Annotated in this window: 23 protein-coding genes and 2 pseudogenes; 11 read left to right on the forward strand and 14 right to left on the reverse strand. The window is 66.6% G+C overall.

The window, feature by feature from the left end:
• Positions 1-4: 4 nt before the first annotated feature.
• From IU449_RS06620 to IU449_RS06635, 4 genes are read right to left on the reverse strand one after another with little or no spacing between them, the layout of a single operon-like run.
• A complete protein-coding gene (locus IU449_RS06620) occupies positions 5-955 on the reverse strand; it encodes an SDR family oxidoreductase (protein WP_195001010.1) in 951 nt (316 codons plus the stop codon).
• Positions 952-2,517, reverse strand: a complete 1,566-nt coding sequence (locus IU449_RS06625) for a flavin-containing monooxygenase (protein WP_195001011.1) — start codon at positions 2,515-2,517, stop codon at positions 952-954. Before IU449_RS06625 ends, IU449_RS06620 begins: the two co-directional genes overlap by 4 nt.
• Before the next feature lie 35 nt (positions 2,518-2,552).
• The gene (locus IU449_RS06630) at positions 2,553-3,680 is read right to left on the reverse strand and encodes a PDR/VanB family oxidoreductase (RefSeq protein WP_195001012.1); all 1,128 of its coding nucleotides are present in this window, start codon (positions 3,678-3,680) and stop codon (positions 2,553-2,555) included.
• On the reverse strand, positions 3,677-4,552 hold the full coding sequence (locus IU449_RS06635) for a metal-dependent hydrolase (RefSeq protein ID WP_195001013.1): 876 nt from the start codon (positions 4,550-4,552) through the stop codon (positions 3,677-3,679). The genes IU449_RS06630 and IU449_RS06635 overlap by 4 nt, the downstream gene beginning before the upstream one ends.
• Before the next feature lie 112 nt (positions 4,553-4,664).
• On the opposite strand from IU449_RS06635, the gene IU449_RS06640 reads away from it, so the two are divergent.
• Complete coding sequence (locus tag IU449_RS06640; protein ID WP_195001014.1) at positions 4,665-5,342, forward strand: TetR/AcrR family transcriptional regulator; 678 nt, start codon at positions 4,665-4,667, stop codon at positions 5,340-5,342.
• 68 nt (positions 5,343-5,410) lie between these two features.
• Positions 5,411-5,689, forward strand: coding sequence for a hypothetical protein (locus tag IU449_RS06645; RefSeq protein WP_195001015.1), 279 nt, complete (start codon positions 5,411-5,413; stop codon positions 5,687-5,689).
• A 101-nt stretch (positions 5,690-5,790) separates the two neighbouring features.
• Here IU449_RS06645 and IU449_RS06650 read toward each other — a convergent pair whose 3' ends face one another.
• Complete coding sequence (locus tag IU449_RS06650) at positions 5,791-5,970, reverse strand: hypothetical protein (RefSeq protein WP_195001016.1); 180 nt, start codon at positions 5,968-5,970, stop codon at positions 5,791-5,793.
• A 207-nt stretch (positions 5,971-6,177) separates the two neighbouring features.
• On the reverse strand, positions 6,178-6,789 hold the full coding sequence (locus tag IU449_RS06655) for an acid phosphatase (RefSeq protein ID WP_195001017.1): 612 nt from the start codon (positions 6,787-6,789) through the stop codon (positions 6,178-6,180).
• A 101-nt stretch (positions 6,790-6,890) separates the two neighbouring features.
• Here IU449_RS06655 and IU449_RS06660 point away from each other — a divergent pair, with 101 nt between their 5' ends.
• From IU449_RS06660 to IU449_RS06670, 3 genes are all read left to right on the forward strand, one after another.
• Positions 6,891-7,688 carry a GNAT family N-acetyltransferase gene (locus tag IU449_RS06660; protein ID WP_228803751.1) on the forward strand — a complete coding sequence of 266 codons (798 nt, stop codon included), beginning with the start codon at positions 6,891-6,893 and terminating at the stop codon, positions 7,686-7,688.
• Positions 7,689-7,695: 7 nt separating this feature from the next.
• Positions 7,696-8,001, forward strand: a complete 306-nt coding sequence (locus IU449_RS06665; protein ID WP_324188112.1) for a hypothetical protein — start codon at positions 7,696-7,698, stop codon at positions 7,999-8,001.
• Positions 8,002-8,259: 258 nt separating this feature from the next.
• Positions 8,260-8,619, forward strand: coding sequence for a hypothetical protein (locus IU449_RS06670; RefSeq protein WP_195001019.1), 360 nt, complete (start codon positions 8,260-8,262; stop codon positions 8,617-8,619).
• Between the two features lie 200 nt (positions 8,620-8,819).
• On the opposite strand, the gene IU449_RS06675 is transcribed toward IU449_RS06670, so the two are convergent.
• Positions 8,820-9,221, reverse strand: a complete 402-nt coding sequence (locus IU449_RS06675) for a winged helix-turn-helix transcriptional regulator (RefSeq protein WP_195001020.1) — start codon at positions 9,219-9,221, stop codon at positions 8,820-8,822.
• A 154-nt stretch (positions 9,222-9,375) separates the two neighbouring features.
• Here IU449_RS06675 and IU449_RS06680 point away from each other — a divergent pair, with 154 nt between their 5' ends.
• Together IU449_RS06680 and IU449_RS06685 are read left to right on the forward strand one after the other, a co-directional pair.
• The gene (locus IU449_RS06680) at positions 9,376-9,927 is read left to right on the forward strand and encodes a maleylpyruvate isomerase N-terminal domain-containing protein (protein WP_195001021.1); all 552 of its coding nucleotides are present in this window, start codon (positions 9,376-9,378) and stop codon (positions 9,925-9,927) included.
• A 1,995-nt stretch (positions 9,928-11,922) separates the two neighbouring features.
• Positions 11,923-12,642, forward strand: a complete 720-nt coding sequence (locus IU449_RS06685; protein ID WP_195001022.1) for a hypothetical protein — start codon at positions 11,923-11,925, stop codon at positions 12,640-12,642.
• A 319-nt stretch (positions 12,643-12,961) separates the two neighbouring features.
• On the opposite strand, the gene IU449_RS06690 is transcribed toward IU449_RS06685, so the two are convergent.
• Positions 12,962-13,846: an aldo/keto reductase family oxidoreductase gene (locus IU449_RS06690; protein WP_195001023.1), complete on the reverse strand. Its 885-nt coding sequence runs from the start codon at positions 13,844-13,846 to the stop codon at positions 12,962-12,964.
• A 133-nt stretch (positions 13,847-13,979) separates the two neighbouring features.
• On the opposite strand from IU449_RS06690, the gene IU449_RS06695 reads away from it, so the two are divergent.
• A complete protein-coding gene (locus IU449_RS06695; protein WP_195001024.1) occupies positions 13,980-14,399 on the forward strand; it encodes a winged helix-turn-helix transcriptional regulator in 420 nt (139 codons plus the stop codon).
• A 104-nt stretch (positions 14,400-14,503) separates the two neighbouring features.
• Here the strand turns inward: IU449_RS06695 and IU449_RS06700 are convergent, their stop codons facing one another.
• Positions 14,504-15,073 carry a hypothetical protein gene (locus tag IU449_RS06700; protein ID WP_324188113.1) on the reverse strand — a complete coding sequence of 190 codons (570 nt, stop codon included), beginning with the start codon at positions 15,071-15,073 and terminating at the stop codon, positions 14,504-14,506.
• A gap of 26 nt (positions 15,074-15,099) precedes the next feature.
• Positions 15,100-15,228 (reverse strand): annotated as a pseudogene (locus IU449_RS28890) (VIT family protein); the annotation flags it as partial.
• A gap of 621 nt (positions 15,229-15,849) precedes the next feature.
• On the opposite strand from IU449_RS28890, the gene IU449_RS06705 reads away from it, so the two are divergent.
• From IU449_RS06705 to IU449_RS06715, 3 genes are all read left to right on the forward strand, one after another.
• The gene (locus tag IU449_RS06705; RefSeq protein WP_195001025.1) at positions 15,850-16,758 is read left to right on the forward strand and encodes an ABC transporter ATP-binding protein; all 909 of its coding nucleotides are present in this window, start codon (positions 15,850-15,852) and stop codon (positions 16,756-16,758) included.
• Positions 16,758-17,588 (forward strand): ABC transporter permease subunit, encoded by an 831-nt coding sequence (locus IU449_RS06710; RefSeq protein ID WP_195001026.1) that lies wholly within the window; start codon positions 16,758-16,760, stop codon positions 17,586-17,588. The genes IU449_RS06705 and IU449_RS06710 overlap by 1 nt, the downstream gene beginning before the upstream one ends.
• Positions 17,589-17,681: 93 nt before the next feature.
• Positions 17,682-18,113, forward strand: coding sequence for a nitroreductase/quinone reductase family protein (locus IU449_RS06715; protein ID WP_228804211.1), 432 nt, complete (start codon positions 17,682-17,684; stop codon positions 18,111-18,113).
• Here IU449_RS06715 and IU449_RS06720 read toward each other — a convergent pair.
• The 4 genes and pseudogenes from IU449_RS06720 to IU449_RS06735 form a co-directional block, all read right to left on the reverse strand.
• Positions 18,090-18,836 (reverse strand): VIT1/CCC1 transporter family protein, encoded by a 747-nt coding sequence (locus IU449_RS06720; protein ID WP_416382109.1) that lies wholly within the window; start codon positions 18,834-18,836, stop codon positions 18,090-18,092. The genes IU449_RS06715 and IU449_RS06720 overlap by 24 nt on opposite strands.
• 96 nt (positions 18,837-18,932) lie before the next feature.
• Entirely contained in the window at positions 18,933-19,451 is a 519-nt protein-coding gene (locus IU449_RS06725; RefSeq protein ID WP_195001027.1) for a DUF2231 domain-containing protein, read from the reverse strand.
• Positions 19,452-19,690: 239 nt separating this feature from the next.
• Positions 19,691-19,869: pseudogene (locus IU449_RS06730) on the reverse strand (transposase); the annotation flags it as partial.
• Positions 19,870-19,968: 99 nt separating this feature from the next.
• Positions 19,969-21,255: an XRE family transcriptional regulator gene (locus IU449_RS06735; protein ID WP_324188114.1), complete on the reverse strand. Its 1,287-nt coding sequence runs from the start codon at positions 21,253-21,255 to the stop codon at positions 19,969-19,971.
• Positions 21,256-21,276 lie beyond the last annotated feature (21 nt).

The following is a 21,276-nucleotide window of genomic DNA, read 5'->3' on the forward strand; positions in this document are numbered from 1 at the left end:
ACGGTCAGCGCCCGTTGCTCTCCCGGAGCAGCGGGCGCACCACCCGGTCACGCACCGGGGTCAGGCGCTGCTCGAGCCGGTCGAGCAGCGAGTGCAGGTTCGCGTCGCGGGTGAGGCGGTCGTCGAGCACCACATTGATGGTGCCGCGCAGCAGGGCGTAGGCCTCCCATTGCTTGGGCGCCATCGTGCGCGGGGAGCGCCGGATGATGCCGTCGGCGATCGAGACGGCGGCCTCGCGGGCGGTGATGCGCTGGTTCAGCGGCCAGGGCAGCATCTCGCCCACCTCGCGACCCAGTTCGTCGTCGTCCAGCGTGTTCTTGGTCATAGCGGTCTCGACCACGCCAAGGTAGGCGACACCGGCGGTCGCGCCGTGCGCGGACAACTCCACGCGCAGCGCGCGGCCGAACTGCTCGACGGCGGCCTTGCTGGTCATGTACGGCGAACCCGCCATGCCCGGGGCGAAGGCGGCCGCCGAGGAGACGACCACGACATGCCCGCCTGCCTCGATGACGCTGTCCAGGGCGGGCTGCACGGTGTTGAAGACGCCGGTGAGGTTCACCGCGATCACCCGGTCGAAATCGGCCGGATCCATCAGCCGGATGGTGGCGGGCGGCGGCACGATGCCCGCGTTCGCGACCACCACGTCGATGCGGCCGAGTTCTTCGCGCACCCGGGCGATGGCCGCGCGCATGCCCTCCCGGTCGGTCACGTCGGCGGTGAGCGCGAAGCCGCGCACGCGCAGATCGCGGGCCACGGATTCGGCGGCGGCGGCGTCGATGTCGATCACCGCGACGTGCGCGCCGCGCGCGGCGAGCAACCGGGCCAGTTCCCGGCCGATGCCGGTGCCCGCGCCGGTGACGACGGCAACCCGGTCCTGCAGGTCGAACAGCGGCTGATCGGAGACGCCGGTGAACGGCACCGCGGCGAGCAGGCCACGCAGATCCGGCAGTTTCATCGGGTCCTCATCTCATACGATTCCGCGTCGAAACGTCGTGTGCGGCGAGCATATTCGAAGCTCCAACTCGGGTACAGGCCGGAGTTGGCGCCGTCGGCGGTGGTGTAGTAGCTGTTGCAGCCGCCGGTCAGCCAGGCGGTGTCGGTGCTGCGCGCGTTGACGTCGGCGAGGAACGCTTCCTGCACCTCCGGCCGGACCACGACCCGCGCGATCCCCTTGTCCCGCATCGTCGTCAACGCGTCGACGATGTAGCGGGCCTGCGACTCGATCATGAAGACCGCCGACTGGTTGCCCACCACGCCGAACGGGCCGAGGGTGGTGAAAAAGTTCGGGAACCCGGCCATCGAGGTGCCGAGGTAGCTGCTCGGCGCTTCGCGATAGATATCGGCGGCCGAGCGGCCGTCGACGGCGTGGATGCGTTCGAACACCTTGGCGGGCATGCCGAATCCGGTCCCCCAGATGAGCGTGTCCACCGGATGCTCCACACCGTCGGCGGTGACCACGGAGTGCTCCTTGATCTGCTCGATCCCGGCGGTGACGACCTCGACATTGGGCTGGGTCAGCGCCGGGAAGTAGGCGTCGGAGAAAATCGCCCGCTTGCAGCCGATTACGTAGTCCGGAGTCAGGATCTTGCGCAGCTTCGGGTCGCGCACCTGTCGCAACAGCTGCAGCTTGGCCAGCGCCTCATACGGGTGACGGAAACGCTTGTCCACGAAGCCGACCAGGCCGAAGCTCTCGATGCCGGTGTAGAACGCGCCGCGCACCGCCTTCCCGAGCACCGGCAGTATGCGCAGCAGCGCGCGCTCCACACCGGTGGTACGACGGTCGAGCCGGGAGACGATCCACGGCGCGGACCGCTGGAACACCGTCAGCTTGCCCACCTTCGGCTGGATCTCCGGGATGAACTGCACCGCCGAGGCACCGGTGCCGATCACCGCGACCCGCTCGCCGGTCAGATCGTGATCGTGATCCCAGTGCAGCGAATGGAATTGGGTGCCCGCGAATTTCTCCTTGCCGGGCAGGTTCGGGATATTGGCCTCGCTGAACGGGCCGACCGCCGAGATCAGGACATCGGCGGTGTAATCGCCCTTGCCGGTCGCGATCCGCCACTGCTCGGCGTCCTCGTCGAAGCGCGCGTCGGCGACCTCGACGTCGAAGCGCATGTGCGGCACGATCTCGAAGTCGGCGGCGACCTTCTCCAGGTAGGCGAGGATCTCCGGCTGGGTGCCGTAGGTGCGCGACCAGTCGGGGTTGGGCGCGAAGGAGTACGAGTACAGCTGCGAGGGCACGTCGCAAGCGCAGCCCGGGTAGGTGTTGGCGCGCCAGGTGCCGCCGAGGCCCGAGGAGCGTTCCAGGATCACGAAGTCGGTGATCCCCTTGGCGCGCAATTCGACGCCCAGCGCGATGCCCGCGAAGCCCGCGCCGATGACGACCACCGGGAAGTGCTGGGCGGCGTTCGGCGAGGCAGTGTTTCCCAGAGCAACGTTCTCCGGGGCAACGTCGTCCGGGACGACGTTGCCCGGGACGGCGTTGTCCGGGACGGAGGTCTTCTTGGTCGCCATACCGGCGATTCCTTTCCGAGAAAGGTCGGGTCGATTCACAGGTCCAGCACGAGGTCACCCTCGGCGGCCCGTGAGACGCAGGTCAGCATGGCCTTGTCACGTTCGACCGGCGAGAGGGTCCGGTCCCGGTGCTCCACCCGGCCGGACAGCACGCCCACCTTGCAGCTGCCGCAGAAACCCTGCTGGCAGGAGTAGGCGACGCCGGGCTGCACGCGCCGGATTGCGGCCAGCGCCGACTCCTCGGCCCCCACCCGCACCGTGGCGCCGCTGCGGGCCAGGGTGAGGGTGAACTCCGAGCCGCCGAGCACCGGTGGTGGTGAGAAACGTTCGGTGTGCAGCGAGACCCGCAGGTCGTCGCCGACGGCACGGGCAGCGGCGGCCAGCATCGGCGGCGGGCCGCAGACGTAGATCGCGGTTCCGGGCGGGGCCGAGGCGACGAGGGACGCCACGTCGGGCTGACCGAATTCGTCGTCGGGGCGGATCTCGACCTCCACGCCCTCGATGGCCGCCAGCTCGTCGAGAAACGGCATGGTGGCGCGGGACCGGCCGGTGTAGACCAGACGCGCGAAGCGGTGTTCGGCGCGTGCGGCGCGCAGCATCGGCAGGATCGGCGTGATGCCGATGCCGCCAGCGACGAACAGGTACCTTGGCGCGGCCACATAGTCGAAGGCGTTGCGCGGACCACGGATTCGCACCCGATCGCCGACCTTCAGCTCGTGCACCTCCACCGATCCCCCACCGCCGTCGGCGATGCGGCGCACCGAGATCCGATAGTGGCGGCGGTCGGCCGGGTCACCGTTGAGCGAGTACTGACGCTGCCTGCCCGACGGCAGGAACAGGTCCAGATGCGCACCGGGCACCCAGGCGGGCAGCTCGCTGCCGTTGGGGTGACGCAAGATCAGGCTGCGCACGTCCTCGGCTTCGTCGTCGATGCGATCGACCAGCATCGGCAGGTCGAAACCGGTGCGCCGGACCGGCTGCGGACGCGAAAGCAGCGGTGCCGCGGGACTGTTCGTGAACAGCTCCTTGTAGGCGTCGAACGCGCCGACCAGCAGCCGCAGCGCCGGCCCGGCGTCGTAGTGCGGACGCCCGGCGGTCGCCGCGCCCCGACCGTCGAGGACGACAGCGCCGCCGCGATCCCCCTCGGAGCCCTGGCCGCTCATGCCTGACCGCCTCGGGCCGCGGGCGAGCTCGCCAGGTAACGCAGCGCGTTGTCCATCGGGCCGAGCTGCGAGGGATGGAAGTCGGGCTTCAGGTAGCGCGGGATCTCGGTGAAGAACGTGGTGAAGCTCGGCACCACGCCACGCATGGTGGCGCTCGCCAGCTGCACCGGCCACCACCGGCCCTTGCGCGGCGAGGGATCCTTCGCGAACAGGTAGCCGCCGGTGGCGGCGAACAGTGCCAACAGCCCCATGCTGGAGATCACCGCGTGCCTGGCCTTGCGCGCGTAACTGCCGTCGACGTGCATGTAGGCGTCGTAGACCACGCTGCGGTGCTCGACTTCCTCGGCGCCGTGCCAGCGGATCAGATCGAGCATGGCCGGGTGCATGCCCTTCTCCTCGAGCACGTCGTTGGTCAGCAGCCACTCGCCGATCACAGCGGTGTAGTGCTCCATGCCCGCGAACAGCGCCAGCCGCTCACACAGCCATTCGTGCTTGGCGCGACCGGTGAGCCCGTGATCGCCCAGCATCCGGTCCACCAGCCAGCCGACCAGCTCGACCAGCGGCCCGACCTCGAGGCCCAGCTTCTCCAGCTGGATGCGCGCCTGCTCGTGCGAGGTGGCGTGCATGGCCTCTTGGCCGATGAAACCGCGCACCTCTTCGGCGAGCCGCTCGTCGTCGATCAGCGGCAGCGCCTCCGACAGCGCCTGGGCCATCGCGCGCTCGCCCTCGGGCAGCAGCAGGTGCATGACGTTGATGATGTGCGTGGCCATCACTTCGCCGGGAATGTAGTGCAGCGGCACCGAGGAGAAGTCGAAGGCGACGTCGCGGGCATGAATCGCGTGCGCCTGCTCGGTGTAGGAGGCAGTACCCATTGTGGATCCTCACGGCTCGGCGTTGAACGGGGAGGACTTGACGATATTTGTTGACATCAGTCAATGTCAACAGCGCTCGATGTCAACATCCCGATGTGAGAGGATGGGAAACATGGTGGCCGATTCCGACGCACTCGCCGGTATGCGCACGTGGCGCGGCCTGGCCCCCGCCGACCGCATCGCCGCCCGCCGCGCCCAGCTCATCGAGACCGCGACCGACATGATGGCGACCTCCGGCTCCGCGGAGCTGTCCATGCGCGGAGTGTGCCGGAAGGCCGGGCTCACCGAGCGCTACTTCTACGAGAACTTCCCCAACCTCGACGCCCTGATGACCACGGTCCTCGAAACCGTCGTCATCGCCGCCCGCGACCGCCTGCTCGAGGCCCTCGCCGAAGCCCCCGCCGAACGCGAGGCGATGTTCCACCACGTCGTGTCCGCCTTCACCGACTTCCTGCTCGAAGACCGCCGCCGTGGCCCGATCATGTTCATCGAGTCGCAGGCCAACCCCGTCCTCAGCGCCCGCGGCGACGAACTCATCGCCCTGTTCACCGCCCCCATCGCCTTCACCATCGGCAGCGGCGACTACCGCGAACCCCTCCCCGACCACCTCGACGCCACCCTCAACGCCAACGCCATCTTCGGCGCGCTGGCCTACCTGTATCGCCCGTGGCTGGACGGCACCTTCGAGGTCTCGCGCGAACGCTTCGACCACCACGCGGTGCGACTGCTCACCAGCATCGCCACAGTGCGCTCCTCCGATATCGACAGCGCCGCACCCGACGCTCCGTAGCGCTCCACCCGGGGGGCTCATCCCGCCCTCCGTCACGAGCGTTTCCTCGAGAAGGCGCGGGGCAACCGGTGAGCATGGCTACCGACAACACTTCCGCACACACCGACAACCCGGCGCATGTCGACCCGAGCGATCTGCGCCGACTCCTCGACGCCGTACCCAGCAGTTGCCTCGTGCTGTCCGAAGGTCGAGTCCAGGTCCACAACGGCCCCGCGGACGACGACAGCGTGCTCGTCGTCGTCACGCGCAACGACCTCGTCGCTCACCTCGGCGATCGCCCCGACGAGGCCGCACTCACCACCGAGGCCGCGCTCCTCGCCGACAAGATCCGGCTGCTCGGAGCCTGAGGAACCTTCGCCCGGAGCTACCGACGCACCTGCACTATGTCCGCATCCGTACTACGCCGCCCCTCACACGATCGGGGCGGCGCGCGTTCGCGTTCGCGACGTCAGTGCGAGTAGTCCCGGAACGTCATGACGCCACCGACCATGACAACCACCACCGTGAGGGTGAAGACCACGACGCGAAGCCACGTCGGGCCGTAGTAGGCGGCAGCCATCGACGCACCGAGAGCCGCGAGAATCATCACCACCCCGTAGAAGGGTGTGTACTGCTCCTTGTCGACCATTCCTCCAGTGTCCGCCGACTACACCCCCGCGGCAATGCGGCTGACAGGCACATCCGGGCGGATCGGTTCCGAACCGCAGGCACGGCTCGCTCAGGAATCCCGGAGGCGAAGGTCTCGCTCGATCAACTCGTGAACCAGAACGGCTCGTCTCCGAAGGCCGATGATTCGGCCGAGACGACCACCGGCCGTCCGAGTCGGGAGCGCGTTTCAACCGCTGTGGCTGCCGTCGGCGTGGCCGGTGAGGCCGAGTGCGGCGATCTGCCGCACCCCGTGCTCGAAACCGCACACGGCGATCGACGCGGGCGCCATCGACATCCGAATACCATGCGCCACCGGCAGTTCCACCCACCGCGCCAGCATCGCGCGGGAGAAATGGCCGTGCCCGACGAACACCACATCGCGGCTCCGCATGTATTGCAGGGCCAGCGCCACGGCCCGGTCGGCGCGAGCACTGACCGCGGGCACGCTCTCACCGCCCGGGCAACCGTGCGTCCAGACCAGCCAGTCCGGCACCGCCCGCCGGATCTGCGCGGCGGTGAGGCCCTCGTAGTCGCCGTAATCCCACTCGGCCACCAGCGACAGCACCTCGTCGACGTCCAGTCCCGCCAGCTCCGCGGTGTCCACCGCCCGGCTACGCGGGCTGCTGATGATCAGCGGGTCCCGCAACTCCAGTCCGGCGAGGGCCCCGGCGGCGGACTCGGCCTGCTCACGGCCGGCAGAGGTCAGATCGATGTCCGTGCGACCGGTATGCCTGCCACCGTCCGACCATTCCGTCGCGCCGTGTCGAAGCAACACGAGGCGGTGCCACTGGACGCTCACACCGACGATTCTGCCGCACATCGGACCGGCCGCGCCTTCTCGATCCGCACCCGCCGAGTAATCGCGTTGCCCGTGTCAGCACGAGCTGCCACCATCCCCTCATGGACACCGCAGCGCTCGCACCGGGCATCGCGCCGCCTCAGCGGATCGACTTGGGCGACCTTCTGGTGCGCCGTTGGCGATCCGAGGACCTGATCCCCCGATTCGAAGCGATCGCGGCCTCCTTCGACCACCTCCATCCATGGATGGACTGGCTGGCCGAGCCCATGACACTCGAGCGGCAACACGACTTCGGCGATGCGGCGGCTGCGAGCTGGCCGAGCCCCGACGGCAGCTGCCACTACGGCATCTTCGACGCCGAGGGAACCCTGCTCGGCGCGATCGGGCTCCACGATCGCGTCGGCCCGCGCATGCTCGAACTCGGCTACTGGTGCCACGTGTCCCATACCGGCCGAGGAGTGATCACCCGTGCGGCCGACGCGCTCACCCGAATCGCGTTGACACTCACCGGCATCGACCGCATCGAAATCCACTGCGACGAATCCAACATTCGCAGCGCCGCAGTCCCCGTCGACTCGGATACCGGCTCGATCGGGTCGAGCGCTGCGAGGTGCGCGCGCCGGCAGAGACGGGCCGAGGGATGTTCTGGGTCGCGGACAGGCAGAGCCGGGAGATGTGAGCGTCCCGCGAGGAACCTGGTCGCCATGGCGACCTCGGGCCGAACAGCGACGCAGCAGTGGCTGGCGCACCAGACCGGTTTCGGGCACAGTTCATCCGGATATCGGATTCTGATTCCGCCTCGGCGGAGGTCGGTAGGGCTAGGGAATGAAGACCAAGTTTGTCGCCGCTACCGCGGCTCTGTTCGCAGGGGTCACCGCACTGACCGGATGCTCGAGTGATGCCGACGTGGTGTCCAAGAACCTGTCCAAGGAGTCGGACCAGTTCAAGATCGACCGTCGCGTGGTGTTCTTCAACGGAATCACCGACAAGTACCTGCTGGTCATCGAAGGCAAGTGCTCGATCAAGGACGAGAACAACCAGCTCGAGGTCACCTGCAAGACCGGTGACGACGAATACAAGAAGCACTTCCTCGGCCTCTCGGACAACGTCAGCTATTTCGTGGAACAGGTGGAAGGCGCCACCGTGAGTCCCTACCACTACAAGGTGATCTTCAAACCCGAGACCATCGTCCCCGACGTCGACCATCCCTGAGGTCGGCCGCACGTGGTCTCGATACCGTTGACATCCAGTCGAGCTCTGTCCCGCTGCGGTCGCACCGTCGGTTCGGTCGGCGTCGAATGGCAGGAGTGGCCGAATGAGGGGCATCGAGAAGATCAGCCGATCTGTACCCCGACTCCGAGTGGGCACGAGCCAACCTACGACGACAGCTCGGTGCAGCAGCACACATCACGGAACCGATCGGCTCCCGAGCGCGTCTGATTCATGCAGAACCGAGGAGAGGCAACCGTTGTGAGCGAATCCGATCCCAGCGCACTTGTGCTGAACGTCGACCCGCACGCGTTGGCCGAGCTTGATCGAGCCTGCGGCGAACTGGCCGCCGCGCTCACCGATGCGCAGGATCGAGCCGCCGCGCTCGGCGCGCTCACCACCTGGGGACTCGGAGAGAACGACCCGGCACTACGCACGGCGCAGGCCCTGGTGAGCATCTTCCGAGAGAAGGCGTCCGGTGGGCCGCGCAACGCGCATTCCGTACTCGGTGAATACCTGGCGAGCGCGGAGGAGCTGCGGGCGCTGTTCGCGACCGTCGCGACGGCACTGCCGCAGGTGGATGAGGAGTTCGCCCAGCAGGTGGGGCAACTCGGCAGCTGACACGGACGCCGCTTCCAGCATCCGGCTCCGGACCCGTCTACGCCCCGCAGATCATTCCCTATGGCCTGGAACTCGTTGAGCCGTACGTGATCTTGCGCTGGAGCCGGGCACAAGCCGACAGCGCAGCGAACACGCTGGAGAAGTCTCTCCGCGAAATCGAGCCATGTGGTCGTCGGCGACTCATGCCGGATGTCGCCGCCCTACAGGTGGCCGGATCGTAGTTCGTCCATGAATCCATGGATTCGCTTCCCGTCGCCATACCACCCCTCGAACCGCGGCTCGGTCGATGCCGTCGACGGGTCGAGCAGGTGGCCGACTCGGGCCAGTTCGAAGAGTAGTGGGACGAGCTCGATCCCCTTCTCGGTGAGCGAATACCGCCCTTGGGAGCCTCGGGGGGCGGGCGCCTTGTGCAGGAGACCTGTCTCGACGAGGTGAGCCAGTCGCCGCGACAGCGTCGGCGGGCTGATGCCCTCGCGTGATCCGGTCAGCAGGTCACGAAAGGTGCGGTGATCGCAGAAGGTCACATCCCGCAAGATCACCAGGCTCCAGTGGTCACCGAGCAGTTCGACGCCGCGGTTGATGGGGCAGTTCGAACGTGGCATCAACGCCGCTACTCCTTCCAAGTGATTGCGCTTTGATACTAGTCGCCGCTACGCTACGAGAAGTAGTAGCGATCTGTAACCACTAGAGCGGATCGCGTCCGCGACGACTGTGTTGCTCGGCGCCAGAACACCGTTCGATGATCGGAGACGACCTGTGACCACCCCGGAAGCTGAACGCCATCGCGCCTTCGCCGCGACATTTCTGTCCGTCGCGGACGCCACCGTCGACTGGAGCGCACCCACGCCCGTCGAAGAGTGGCAGGCCCGCGATATCGTTGACCACCTTCTCGACTGGCTGCCGCCACTGCTCCGGAGGTGGTCGGATATCGCCCTTCCGCCCGCGACCGGAGAGACACCGGCCGCCAGGTGGGCCGACCGCGCGACTGCCGTGCAAGCCCTGCTGGACTCACCGGACCGCGCCGCCACGGTCGTCTCGGAGGGGCCGTTCGCCGGGGATTCGATCGCCCGTCTGATCGATCGCATCTACACCGCGGACGTATACATGCACACGTGGGACCTGGCGCGGGCCGGCGGGATCGATGTCGCGCTCGACGCGCAATACGCCCAGGATCTCCTCGAGGGGATGCGGCCCATCGAGTCGGCCATGCGAGAGTCAGGTCACTACGGACCGCCGACTCGGACCGACAGCGACGATCCGGTGGATCGCCTGATGGCATTCATCGGCCGTGCGGTGACGTTGCCGTAAGCGTGGGCGCGGTCGCGGGAACAGGCCCACCGTCGAGGTCGGATGGGGGCAATGACGGCAACGGGCCGACTACTGCCCGTGCAACGGTCAATGCTCGTGGAACGGCACCGCCAAGGATGCCGCGGTCGAGTATCTGGACCTGCTGCCGGAGATGACGCCGCAGCAGCGGTTGGTGATCAAGGAGATTGCCGACGCGATCACATGGCTTCGGCGCTTGCGTCATCTGCGAACAAGCGAACGCAGGCGGCCGAGGTACTCGGCTGCTGGTCGAGGCCATCATTGGCGAGGACATCGAAACGGACCAGTGGTGGTGCGCGCACTTCGCGCGCGAGGCAACTGAACCGACCGCCGCGGATCGCCGACCCGGTGATCGCGCTCCGCACAGTGCGGAGGCGGAAGACCCGTAGAAGCAGCGCGAGCTGCGGCCGGCGTCCGGTGATGGTCTGTATCGAATTGAAACCAGGCGAGTTGATGCACGCATTTCGTCACCGCATTTCTCGCCGAGGGCCGTGGTTGAGCTCAGCGAACCGGCTGGCTATCTCGGCCAAGTCTGCGATCAACTCCCAAAGAGCGGCATCCTTTGAGGCTTCCGCCGGAGGATGCCACCCCAGCGAATGCAGCCACAGCCGATCGGCAGTGTCCCTGAGCTGCGCAGCCAATCCGACGATGCCGACCTGTCCTCGCGTCTGCCCATCACCGGATCGACGACGGTACGCACGCTGCCTACAGGATCCCGAGCAGTACAGCCGTGGACGGCCGATGTCTACCGACTCCAGAAGGGCGCCACATTGCCTGCAGAACAAAGAAGCCACCGCCTTTCGTAAGCGTCGTGTTACGAAATCAACCGGCCGCACTCCTCACGGACGACCAGCAGTGCTTGCGCAGCCTGTCATATACCGATCTACTGGTACCAGCAGGAACAAAGCTGGACGTACCACAGGACATCGAAGACCGATGGAAGTGGCTATTCTTTTCCGCACCGACGCCACGGAAATCTCCGGTCACGTTGAGCGCAGCGAGTGGTGCCGTCCAGCAGCCGCAGAGTCGGCTCGAATCTGTCGCCCAGACAGGCGACCGCCGAGGATATCGAGCAGAAATGCTTCGAAGGGATGTCGCAGTGCTGACAAGAGCCGTCGCGGAATACATCGAATCCAACAAACTTGCGTGTAGGTACGGAGCCGATCCAAACCACGCAGCATACGCCCTTACGGACATTATCGGCGAGGGACCGGACGCCAGCAAGCAATTCTCCGGCGAAGCTATCCGCAATTGGGTAAACAATCCGACCGATCTCAGATACTGGCCCCGATGGGACCAGCACCTGTATAATACCTGCTTCGTTATATTCGACCTTGCGTCGGAGCCCTATGAAAACGTCTTGTTGTGCACAAGCCAGAATCTGGGGGGCGGCGAACGCTATCGTTGTCGATATTCAGAAGGGGAGGGCGAACGATGGACGTTCGCCAAGATCAACAGTTTGGTGGGGTCGGAGACGCGTGCCGAAATTGGGCTGCCCAGCGCGAATAGCCCGCAGGAGGGGGCAGAACACCTCCGGCAGCTCATCTGTGCGCATTTGACGGAGCTCGCTCACGGTTGATTCCGCGCCTGTGCGGCTCCGCTGATTTCGGGGTGCTGGCAGGTGCCCGTAGGCAAGCGGGCTACCCGCACGTCTGGTGAGCATCTTGACCAGCGCCCCGGATGGAGGAGGCAGCCGGCTCCCAGATCGGAAGCATCCAGGGACCGGTTCGCCGCCGCTTCGATGCAAATCTCTAGACATTCGGACAAAAGGATTTCGATGACGTTCTCAGCCACCCGGCCGACCCGACATGGGTACGGAAATATCTCACGCGCGCCGCCCGGCCATTGATGGATGAAGGCCTTCGTCCAGGAGTTGTCGCAGTCCAGCCAATTGGCGACAGTCGTTGCTCCAGAATTGAACAGCGCCGATTTTCGGCAAGTACCGGGTCATCAATTCCTTCCAGGAAAGGATCTATCATGGGTCAAATACGAAGCTTCGTGCAGGATCTCGACCCCTCCAAACCCGCGGAGGCGGAGATGCGGCAACATATCGAGACGCTCGCGCGGCTGGCAGCTTCGAAAGCCGAGTTTTTCGAACTGCAGGTCGCTACTTCGTTGCGAACTGCGGGCAGCGAGGACAACCAGACTGTACCTGTGGAGGCCGTACTGAATAGCGCCAGTGAGACTCACGCATATAGCAGTAAGAGTTCGGGTGCGATCTCTGATACAGCAGTGGCGGCACTCAGGTCCTTCTGTGGCGGCACGAAGGACGAAATCGTCACTGGAGTGGGGGCCCTCATCACCAACGGCCTCGCAACATTTCTCGGCGACGCCAGTGCGTCAGAGAGCACCCTGAAGAAGTACTACGTGATGACGGAAGGCTTCTCTGTCATCCGAGTGGACCTGATGGCGTGGCAATTGAAGATCGAGTCCAGCGGAATTCAGAATAGACTCGAGAAGGTGAGTGCCTTCGTGCTGGTGAAATCTGCGGTCGACCTGCAGAAGATCCGATTCAATACTTTCTTGAATCTGTACCAGCGCCAGCTGAACTCCATGAAACTCGAGGACAAGGATGTTCAAGCGGCACTGGGAACTGCCAGGGACATCTACAAAAACTTCCTCCAGCCTGCGATATCAAGACGAGACGGAGTCATGGCCGATCGCCAGTCCTTCAATTTGGCCTTGTTGCCTGGATGAGGCGACTCCACTCCTGGCTCCGGAGTCCGGGGGCACATCGTTGTCATCCTCGAACTCCCCTTCTCACGAGTGGGCTGTGCCGCTCTCGGCAGCCACAGCCCACCACCATCACACAGTCGGCGCCGGTGTTCGTCGCGCCCAGCCACACGGAGCCCAGTCCGCGCTGCTCGAGCGGAGAAGACGCCACCTAAAATGGCTCGAGCTTCGGCCACTCACACCTGATCCGGCCCCACCGGTCAGTGGAACAGCAACTGGTCGAGCGTCGGAGTCCATGGATGCCGGATCGGCTGTCGCGCAACAGTTTCGGAGCGGCAACGGACTATCGTCGCGCGGACGTCCCGAGCCTGTCCAGCTCGGCGAGATCCGCCTCGGACAGCGAGAGCCGAGCGCCGGCGATGTTCTCCCGCAGGTGCGCCACCGAGGACGTGCCCGGGATGAGCAGAATGTTCGACGACCTGTGCAGCAGCCATGCCAGCGCGACCGACATCGGTGTCGCGTCGAGCCGGGCGGCGACCGCGGACAGCGTGGCCGATTGCAGCGGACTGAACCCGCCGAGGGGGAAGAACGGCACGTAGGCGATGCCCTCGGCGGCAAGCCGGTCGATCAGCTCGTCGTCGTGACGATGGGCGAGGTTGTACATGTTCTGGACACACACGATCGGCGCGATACCCTGCGCTTCGGCAACCTGCTCGGCGGTAGCGTTGCTCACGCCGAGATGGCGGATGATCCCCTGTTCCTGGAGGTCGACGAGCGTCTCGAACGCTTCGGCGATCGAACCCGCCCGCGGGCTCGTGGCGTCGCCGAGCCGGAGGTTCACCACATCCAGCCTCCCGAGTCCGAGAGATTCCAGGTTCTCCTCGACCTGACGCCGCAACTGGTCCGGCCGCTTGGCCGTCGGCCATCCGCCCTGCTCGTCGCGTTCCGCGCCGACCTTCGTCACGATGTGCACAGACTCCGGGTAGGGATGCAACGCTTCGCGGATCAGCTGGTTGGTGATGCGCGGCCCGTAGGCGTCGCTGGTGTCGATGTGGGTGATCCCGGAGTCGACGGCCTCGCGGAGCACGGCAATCGCGCCGTCCCGGTCCGCGGGCGGCCCCATGACCCACGGGCCCGCGAGCTGCATCGCGCCGTAACCGAACCGGGAGAGGGTCAGATCGCCCAACGTCCAGGTGCCGCCGGGAAGTGATGGGGCAGGTGTGCTCATGCTTCTCGTCTCTCTCGTCTTGCTCGAGGCGTAGTTTCCAATGGCGACCAACTTCATAATGGCGAGGTAACTTCCCGACAGGAAGTAGGCACTTCGAAGTGCCTTGGTCACCCACGGGTAACGGGAGCAGACGATGAGCACGACCACCGCCGCGGCCAAGAGAGCCCAGGCCAAGATCGAGTACAACGCCTTTTTGGCGGTGTGCCCGAGCAGGCAACTGCTGGACCGGATCTCCGACAAATGGGTCGGGCTGATCCTGTGCGCACTCGGCGGCGCCTCGCCTGCGGAGCAACCTCGTCCGATGCGCTTCTCCGAGCTGTCCCGCCGGCTCACCGGCGTCAGTCAGAAGATGCTCACCCAAACCCTGCGTTCCCTCGAGCGCGACGGCCTCCTCACCCGCACCGTCAGGCCGACCGTCCCGATCACGGTCTCCTACGAGCTCACCGACCTCGGCCTGTCACTGCACCAGCTGATGCGGGGCATCAAGATCTGGGCTGAGACGCACATGGACGAAGTCCTCGCCCACCGCACGGAACACGACGCCCGCAGGTAGCAGTCCATCAGTGGGAAGCAGTCCCGCCCGCCGCGGAAAATCTTTTCCGGTGCGCGCAGACTCCTGCCGACGGGTGCTCAGTCCGGCTCAGGAACGTGAGGTGATCACTCGGCACTGCCCGCCACGGCCGAGGCGGGCAGTGGGCAGGAAACCTGGCCTCGCAACCGCCAGACGAGTGCCACAGCGGTCAGGATCATCGCGACGACAGCGAGCAAGGGCTGGACCGGGGCGAACCAGGTGATGGCACCGGAATAGCCCAGGGCGAGGAGCGCGATCTTGTTGCACACCGGGCACCCCACGGCGAACCACGCCAGGATTCCGCCTGCCACGCCCATCCGGCTCGAGCGGCGCTCGCCCATCTCGGACTCCGGGGTCACGAAGCGATCGTCGCCGGAGGCGTCGGCGTCGCTCGGTCGCAGGTAGGTGGCCACCAGCATGCCCGACAGCACCGAGGTCAGCAACCAGACCGGGTAGTTCCACCACACCGGCGGAATTTCTCGGCCGAACACCGGATTGGGGATGAGGACGGTGGCCGTGCCGATGACCACGGCCACGACGCCCGCGGCGAGGGTGGCGCCCAGCACTTGCCGCGCCGTCCACATCCGCAGCGCTTGCCCGGCCAGCACGATGCTCTGAGCCGTCGTCGATCGGGAAGCAGCTGGAGGAGAGATCACAAGCCCATCCTGTCACGGGCGATCGGTCAGACCCTGGCAACGCCGAGCAACTGCCCGATTCCGTCGGTGACGGCCATCGCGAGCACCCCACCACTGACGACCCGCACGACAGCCCGGCTACGGGCGGCGCCGAGGCGGGCGCTGAGGCTGCCGGTGCTCCGTGGTACCCGACCAACGCTCCATTTCCGTGGTGCCCTCCGGCAGATCGCCTGAGGCAGAATCGCACGGGGCGTAGCGGGCCAGATGCACCGGAGCGTTCGGCACCGCGTCACCCCGCAGGGTGACGGTACGCAGGACCACCGTGCCGAATACGGGATCGGCCGAAGTAGCTGATGTTTCCGGAGGCTCCGGCTGGTTCGTCACGCTTGGTGGCTGTGAGATGGTCGGGTCCACCGGCGCGGCGCCGAGGGCGACGTGGCGACGCGACGCTCGAACGGGCCGGCGACGTCGGCGAGGCGGCCGCCGAGTCATCCGTCCGTGGTGGATTCGTCTCTCCGCCAACGCAAGCCGTGACCACAGCCACCGCGCATACGGTGAGCGCGGCCTGCAAGTATCGTCGAGTTCGCATCGGTCCCCCCGTGCTTCGCACCCCTCTGGTACCAGGTGTACCGGCCGATGCCACAGGCCATTACGTGTGTCGTAGCCCCTACTTTCGAGGGCTTGCACTGGCCGGGCCAGCACACTCGGGCACCCGTCCAGCAGGCGAGGAAATTTCCACATGCGACAAGAGCCGAATGGCACTAGCAGGGCCCGTCACCAGCTGAGACCGTCGAGATATGCCTCCCGCTTCCGATGTGGTGGTGCTGACCGACCGGCTGACGAAATCGTACGGCCGACTGGTCGCGCTGCGTGAGGTCGACCTGCGGATCGAGCGCGGTGAGGTGTTCGGGTACCTCGGGCCGAACGGGGCCGGGAAGTCCACCACCCTGCGTGTGCTGATGGGGATGCTGCGCCCCACCGCGGGGAGGGCTGAACTGTTCGGAATGGATGCCTGGTCGGCTGCGGTGGCCGTCCATCGGCGGGTCGGGTATGTACCGGGCGAACTGGCCCTCTACCCGCGAATGACCGGGCGTCAGCACATCGATTACCTGCGCAATCTGCGCCGGGACCGCGACCGGAAGTACGCCGATACCTTGGCGACCCGACTCGACCTGCAGCTCGACAAACCTGTGCGGGCACTCTCGAAAGGCAACCGGCAGAAGCTCGCCCTGGTCCTCGCCGTCATGAGCAGGCCCGAGCTGTTGATTCTCGACGAGCCGACCGGGGGTCTGGACCCGCTCGTCCAGCTGGAGTTCTACGCGATCCTGCGCGAGCACACCGCGACGGGCGGCACGGTGCTGCTGTCCTCGCACGTCCTCAGCGAAGTCCAGCGGGTCGCGGACCGCGTCGGCGTCCTACGGGAAGGCCGCCTGGTGGCTGTCGAGAGGCTCGAGGATCTCCAGGAGAAGTCTCTGCATCACGTCGTCGCCGAGTTCGCGCACCCGGTCGATGCCACGGATTTCCAGCACCTCGGCGGCCTGCGCGACATCGTGATCGAAGGGACCACCCTTCGTTGCAGCGCGCCCCAATCCGCACTGGACGCACTGATCAAGCACGTCGCGCGACACACCCTCGTCGACTTCGAATGCGCCGAAGCGAGTCTCGACGAGACCTTCCTCGCATTGTATGGATCGGGGGAACCGTGATGGCGAACAGTACCCTCACCCGGACGGTGTCGACTCGAACCGTCTTCATGAAGACACTGTGGGACCAGCGGTGGTCGCTGCCGGCCTGGGTGGCGGGGCTAATGCTGCTCGTCGCCATGTACGTCGCGATCTGGCCGAGCGTGCGCGACCAGCCCTCGATCAGCGGCTTCATCGAGCAGATGTCGGAGGCGATGCGGGCACTGTTCGCGATGTCCGGCGCGGACATGTCCACACCGGTCGGCTACGTGCAGGTGGAGCTGCTGGCGTTCATGGGACCGCTGTTGCTGCTGCTCTACGCGATCACCACCGGAGCCGCATCGGTCGCCGGCGAAGAGGAGCACCGCACGCTGGACCTGCTGCTGGCCGGCCCGATCAGCCGAGGCCGCATCTTCATCGAGAAATTCGCCGCGATGGCGGTCGGGATCGCACTGCTCGGAGCCGTGACCGGAGTGGCGTTGGTGGGTGAGGGAAGTCTGGCCGACATGACGCTGCCCGCGGGCAATGTCGCCGCGACGATGGTGCACATGTCGCTGCTGGCACTCGTGTACGGCACCCTCGCGGCCACCTTCGGGGCGTTGACCGGACGCCCCGGCGTCAGCCGTGCCGTCCCCGCGGTCGCCGCCGTCCTCGCCTACGTCGTCAACGGGCTCGGCCCGATCGTGTCCTGGCTCGAGCCGTGGCAGAAGTTCTCGCCGTTCTACCAGTACGCCGGCCACGATCCGCTGCGTAACGGACTGTCCGTGCCCGCCGTGCTGGTCTCCATCGGCACGGTCGTGCTGCTTGTCGTTGTCGCGTTGTTCGGGTTCGGACGCCGCGACGTCGCCGGATAGGAGGCGGTGTAGATGATGTCCTGTCCACCCATGCTCGCCGCGGCGAACCGCCCGATCGCGGCCCCCTTCGGCACTGTCTCGTTCAGAGACATCATGCGGGTGTTCAACAAATACGTGACCAATCCACTCATGATGCGGCTGGCCGGCCGGAAGTACTGGTACGCGTCGGTCATCCGGCACACCGGCAGACGCACCGGGAAAACCTACGACACACCCGTCGTGGCCGAGCGCTTCACCGGCGGGTTCATCATCCCGCTTCCCTACGGCACGCACGTGGATTGGCTGCGCAATGTACGACGCACCGGAACGGCGACCATCCGGCACAAAGGCCGCGTCTACGACGTCGCCGCTCCCGAGATCATCGAAGCCGCGACCGCCGCTCCTCTGCTGTCCCCTCGACATCGGCGCCAGTTCCGGCGATTCGGCATCGAGAAGTTCGTCATTGTCGAAACCACCGACGACGCAGGTGGCGCGACGGATGGGGGCGCCTCGACGCCGCCGTCAGACCCCGGCGACGCCGAGTAGCTGCCCGATTCCGTAGGTGACGGCCATCGCGAGCGCACCACCGCCAACGACCCGCACGATGGCCCGGCCGCGGGCCGCGCCGCCGAGGCGGGCGCTGAGGCTGCCGGTGAGGGCCAATGCCACCAGCATCGCGACGAACGTGATCGGGATGCGCGCCTGCGTCGGCGGCAACAGGATCGCCAGCAGCGGCAGGATCGCACCGACGGTGAACGCGGCGGCAGAGGCGAACGCCGCATGCCAGGGGTTGGTCAGCTCGTCCGGGTCGATCCCCAGTTCGGCCTCCACGTGCGCGGCGAACGCGTCGTGCGCGGTCAATTCCTCGGCGACCGTGCGGGCAGTCTCCGGGGACAGGCCCTTCGCCTCGTAGATCGCGGTCAGCTCGTCGAGTTCGGCCTCGGGCATGGTCGACAGCTCGTGGCGCTCCTTGGCCAACAGGGCACGTTCGGTGTCGCGCTGGGTGCTGACCGAGACGTACTCGCCCAAGGCCATGGAGACCGCGCCTGCGGCGAGGCCGGCCAGTCCGGCGGTCATGATCGGGCCGCGATCGGTGGTGGCCGCCGCGACACCGACGACAAGACCGGCGACCGAGACGATGCCGTCGTTGGCGCCGAGGACCCCGGCCCGCAGCCAGTTCAGCCGCGACGACAGCCCCCCGGCATGCGGTTCCGCGGCGTGGGGGGCATTGCTGATCGGCGAATCGGTCAAGTCCTTGCTCGAGGTCACGACCGCAAGACTATTGCGACGCGGCCCGGCCTACCAGCAATGGAAGGCTATCCGAAGCCGAGATCACCGGCCGATTCCCTGCCTACCGAGGCGATGTCACCGCCCTGGCGTCGCCTCGGTGTCGACTCGGTCGTTCCAGACGGCGGCCGCACCGCTGTCACCGATGCGATAGACCTGGACGACCGATCCGACCGCCAGGGCGATACCCAGAACGATCAGCCCGATCGCCAGGACGCGGGGCGCCTGGGCCTGCGCGGATCCGGTCCGCTTCGCCCACCACTGCTGGACGCGACGCTGGCCGATCGCCCACCACGCCAGCGCGACCAGGAAGACGCCCACCGACCAGACGAGGAGCTCCTCGCCGAGCTCGGCGTGGATCTCCACCAGCGGATCACTCGGCGTCCGGTCCTCGAGCCACTCGCCGGCCTCGGTGGTCAACGGCACCAGGACGAGCGTGACGAAGGCCACGACGGGCGAGGCGATCCCGATGCGGCGTCGCGCGGCGGGCCAGCACAGCGACAGCACCAGGATCAGCGCCGCGATCGGCACCAGCGCCACCACGAAGTGCACCAGCAGCGGGTGGATCGGCATGCCGTTGAACGTGCTGAGTTCCATGAAACCGTGCCTTGGTGAGATGAGTGTCTTCGGCCTCCCACACCTTAGCGGCGGAAGCTAGGGGCTCCTGGCCGATGGCCGCAGATTCCGGTCTCCCTGCCGCCGGTGCCGCAGCCAGGTTGCGGGCCGGATCGACGCGCTTGCGCTTCCCATGTGGTACCACCGGCGGTACCATTGCTCGTTTGGCAAGGGCCGAGAAACTCCTCGCCAGGATGCGGGAGGCTCCTCGACCAATCCATCAGCGCCGCCGGACTCATGTAGACGCACTTCAACGCGGCGGTCTCGTTGGGGAAGTGCCCGCGGCCCGGACGGCTTTGCGGATGCGGGCGTTGACCGACTCGATCGCGTTCGTCGAGCAGATCACCTTGCGGATCTCCACATCGAAGGCCAGGAACGGCACGAACTCCGCCCACGCATCCGAATCTGCTGGGATAACCGGCTACCACCGGAAGTGAGCCAGAGCCGTTGACTGGACAGACCCAGGCACTGCGGACGCGCCAAGAGCCGGAGGCATCACTTACATCGCCGCACTCATGAGACGGCGACGGAGCCGGGTGACCTCGTCCAGCGATCCGTTGGAGGCCGCCAGCGAGTCGAGTTCACGCAGGTAGACACCCATGCGACGGGAGCGGACCCGGGCGGCTTCGTCGACGGCGGCGTGGCCGATGACGATGGCCTCGCCGGGGTCGCCGGTGGCCATGACGAGCGAGGCCAATTTGAGGTGCGCCAACGCCCTGGACCGGACATACATGTCACCGTAACCGCTGACGGCGGTCTGCAGTCGTGCCCGCGCCTCGCCGACGAAGCGCCCGTGCAACGCCATGTCGTAGAGCGCGTGCCCGGTGTCGCCGCCGAGCTGGGCATCGTCGTAGTAGGTCATGAAGAACGCGTCGTCGCCGGGGCTGCGGCTGCGGAAGCTCTCGTCGGCCTCGCCCACCGCGCGCACCGCTTCCTCGACGCGGTGCAGTTGGGCAAGGGCACGCGCCCGGATGACCCGCAGGCTGGCGCGTTCGGTAGGGGTGAGGCGATCGGCCCGTACCAGTCCGAGTTCGGTGAGGGTCAGTGCGGCATCCGGGTCACCGCACCAGATCTCCTGCCGGGCCATACAGGACAACACCTCGGCTCGCAGATGGACATCGCCTGCCTCCTCGGCGCAACGCAAGGCCAGGCGCTGCATCCGACGAGCGTCGTTGTGAGCGTGCGAATCGAACGCCATCCATGCCGAGGTGTTGGCGAGAAAGCCGACAGCGCTGAACAATTCGATACGGTTCGATTCCGAACACCGGGCGTCGAGCAGGGCGACGGCGTAGCGCAACTGGGCGGCGACGGTCTCGCGAACCAGGACACCGCCGTAGGTATTGTCCCAGGTGTCGAACATCCGGGCGGTGTCGAATATCTGCGCGATCTCGATCTTTCCGACACGCGCCGGGATGGGCGTCGGCTCGGTGATCTCCACCAGATCCGCGAGCGTGACCGGCGCGGTCACATCCCCGGCTGCTCGCAGCGAGTCGGAGAGGCGCAGGGGATCCTCCCCGACCCCGGCACGTGACAGCGCGTGCGACGCCCGCTGATTGACGAAACCGAGCTGATGGTCGGAATCCACACCGAGCACATGCCGGAACGCTTCCCGATACTTCGGGTCCGGCCAGGTCCGCTCTCCACACAGATACCGCCGAATCGTCTCGTCGGTGTAGCGCCCCGGGGTGCCCGTGACCTCGCCGATCCGCGCATTGACCCGCCGGGCCACCCCATCCTGGGTCCATCCCGCCTGCCGGATGAGCTGTTGCAGTTTGCTGTTGAACACGCGCTGGCGTCGTCTCACCGC

Origin of the sequence: Nocardia higoensis, assembly GCF_015477835.1 — a bacterium.
In the GTDB taxonomy this organism is placed as follows: Bacteria; Actinomycetota; Actinomycetes; order Mycobacteriales; family Mycobacteriaceae; genus Nocardia; species Nocardia higoensis_A.

Coding starts and splice junctions, on each gene's coding strand:
- IU449_RS06620 (WP_195001010.1), bottom strand. CDS start 955: ATGAAACTGCCGGATCTGCGTGGCCTGCTCGCCGCGGTGCCGTTCACC.
- IU449_RS06625 (WP_195001011.1), bottom strand. CDS start 2,517: ATGGCGACCAAGAAGACCTCCGTCCCGGACAACGCCGTCCCGGGCAAC.
- IU449_RS06630 (WP_195001012.1), bottom strand. CDS start 3,680: ATGAGCGGCCAGGGCTCCGAGGGGGATCGCGGCGGCGCTGTCGTCCTC.
- IU449_RS06635 (WP_195001013.1), bottom strand. CDS start 4,552: ATGGGTACTGCCTCCTACACCGAGCAGGCGCACGCGATTCATGCCCGC.
- IU449_RS06640 (WP_195001014.1), top strand. CDS start 4,665: ATGGTGGCCGATTCCGACGCACTCGCCGGTATGCGCACGTGGCGCGGC.
- IU449_RS06650 (WP_195001016.1), bottom strand. CDS start 5,970: ATGGTCGACAAGGAGCAGTACACACCCTTCTACGGGGTGGTGATGATT.
- IU449_RS06660 (WP_228803751.1), top strand. CDS start 6,891: ATGGACACCGCAGCGCTCGCACCGGGCATCGCGCCGCCTCAGCGGATC.
- IU449_RS06675 (WP_195001020.1), bottom strand. CDS start 9,221: ATGCCACGTTCGAACTGCCCCATCAACCGCGGCGTCGAACTGCTCGGT.
- IU449_RS06685 (WP_195001022.1), top strand. CDS start 11,923: ATGGGTCAAATACGAAGCTTCGTGCAGGATCTCGACCCCTCCAAACCC.
- IU449_RS06690 (WP_195001023.1), bottom strand. CDS start 13,846: ATGAGCACACCTGCCCCATCACTTCCCGGCGGCACCTGGACGTTGGGC.
- IU449_RS06695 (WP_195001024.1), top strand. CDS start 13,980: ATGAGCACGACCACCGCCGCGGCCAAGAGAGCCCAGGCCAAGATCGAG.
- IU449_RS06705 (WP_195001025.1), top strand. CDS start 15,850: ATGCCTCCCGCTTCCGATGTGGTGGTGCTGACCGACCGGCTGACGAAA.
- IU449_RS06710 (WP_195001026.1), top strand. CDS start 16,758: ATGGCGAACAGTACCCTCACCCGGACGGTGTCGACTCGAACCGTCTTC.
- IU449_RS06715 (WP_228804211.1), top strand. CDS start 17,682: ATGCGGGTGTTCAACAAATACGTGACCAATCCACTCATGATGCGGCTG.
- IU449_RS06725 (WP_195001027.1), bottom strand. CDS start 19,451: ATGGAACTCAGCACGTTCAACGGCATGCCGATCCACCCGCTGCTGGTG.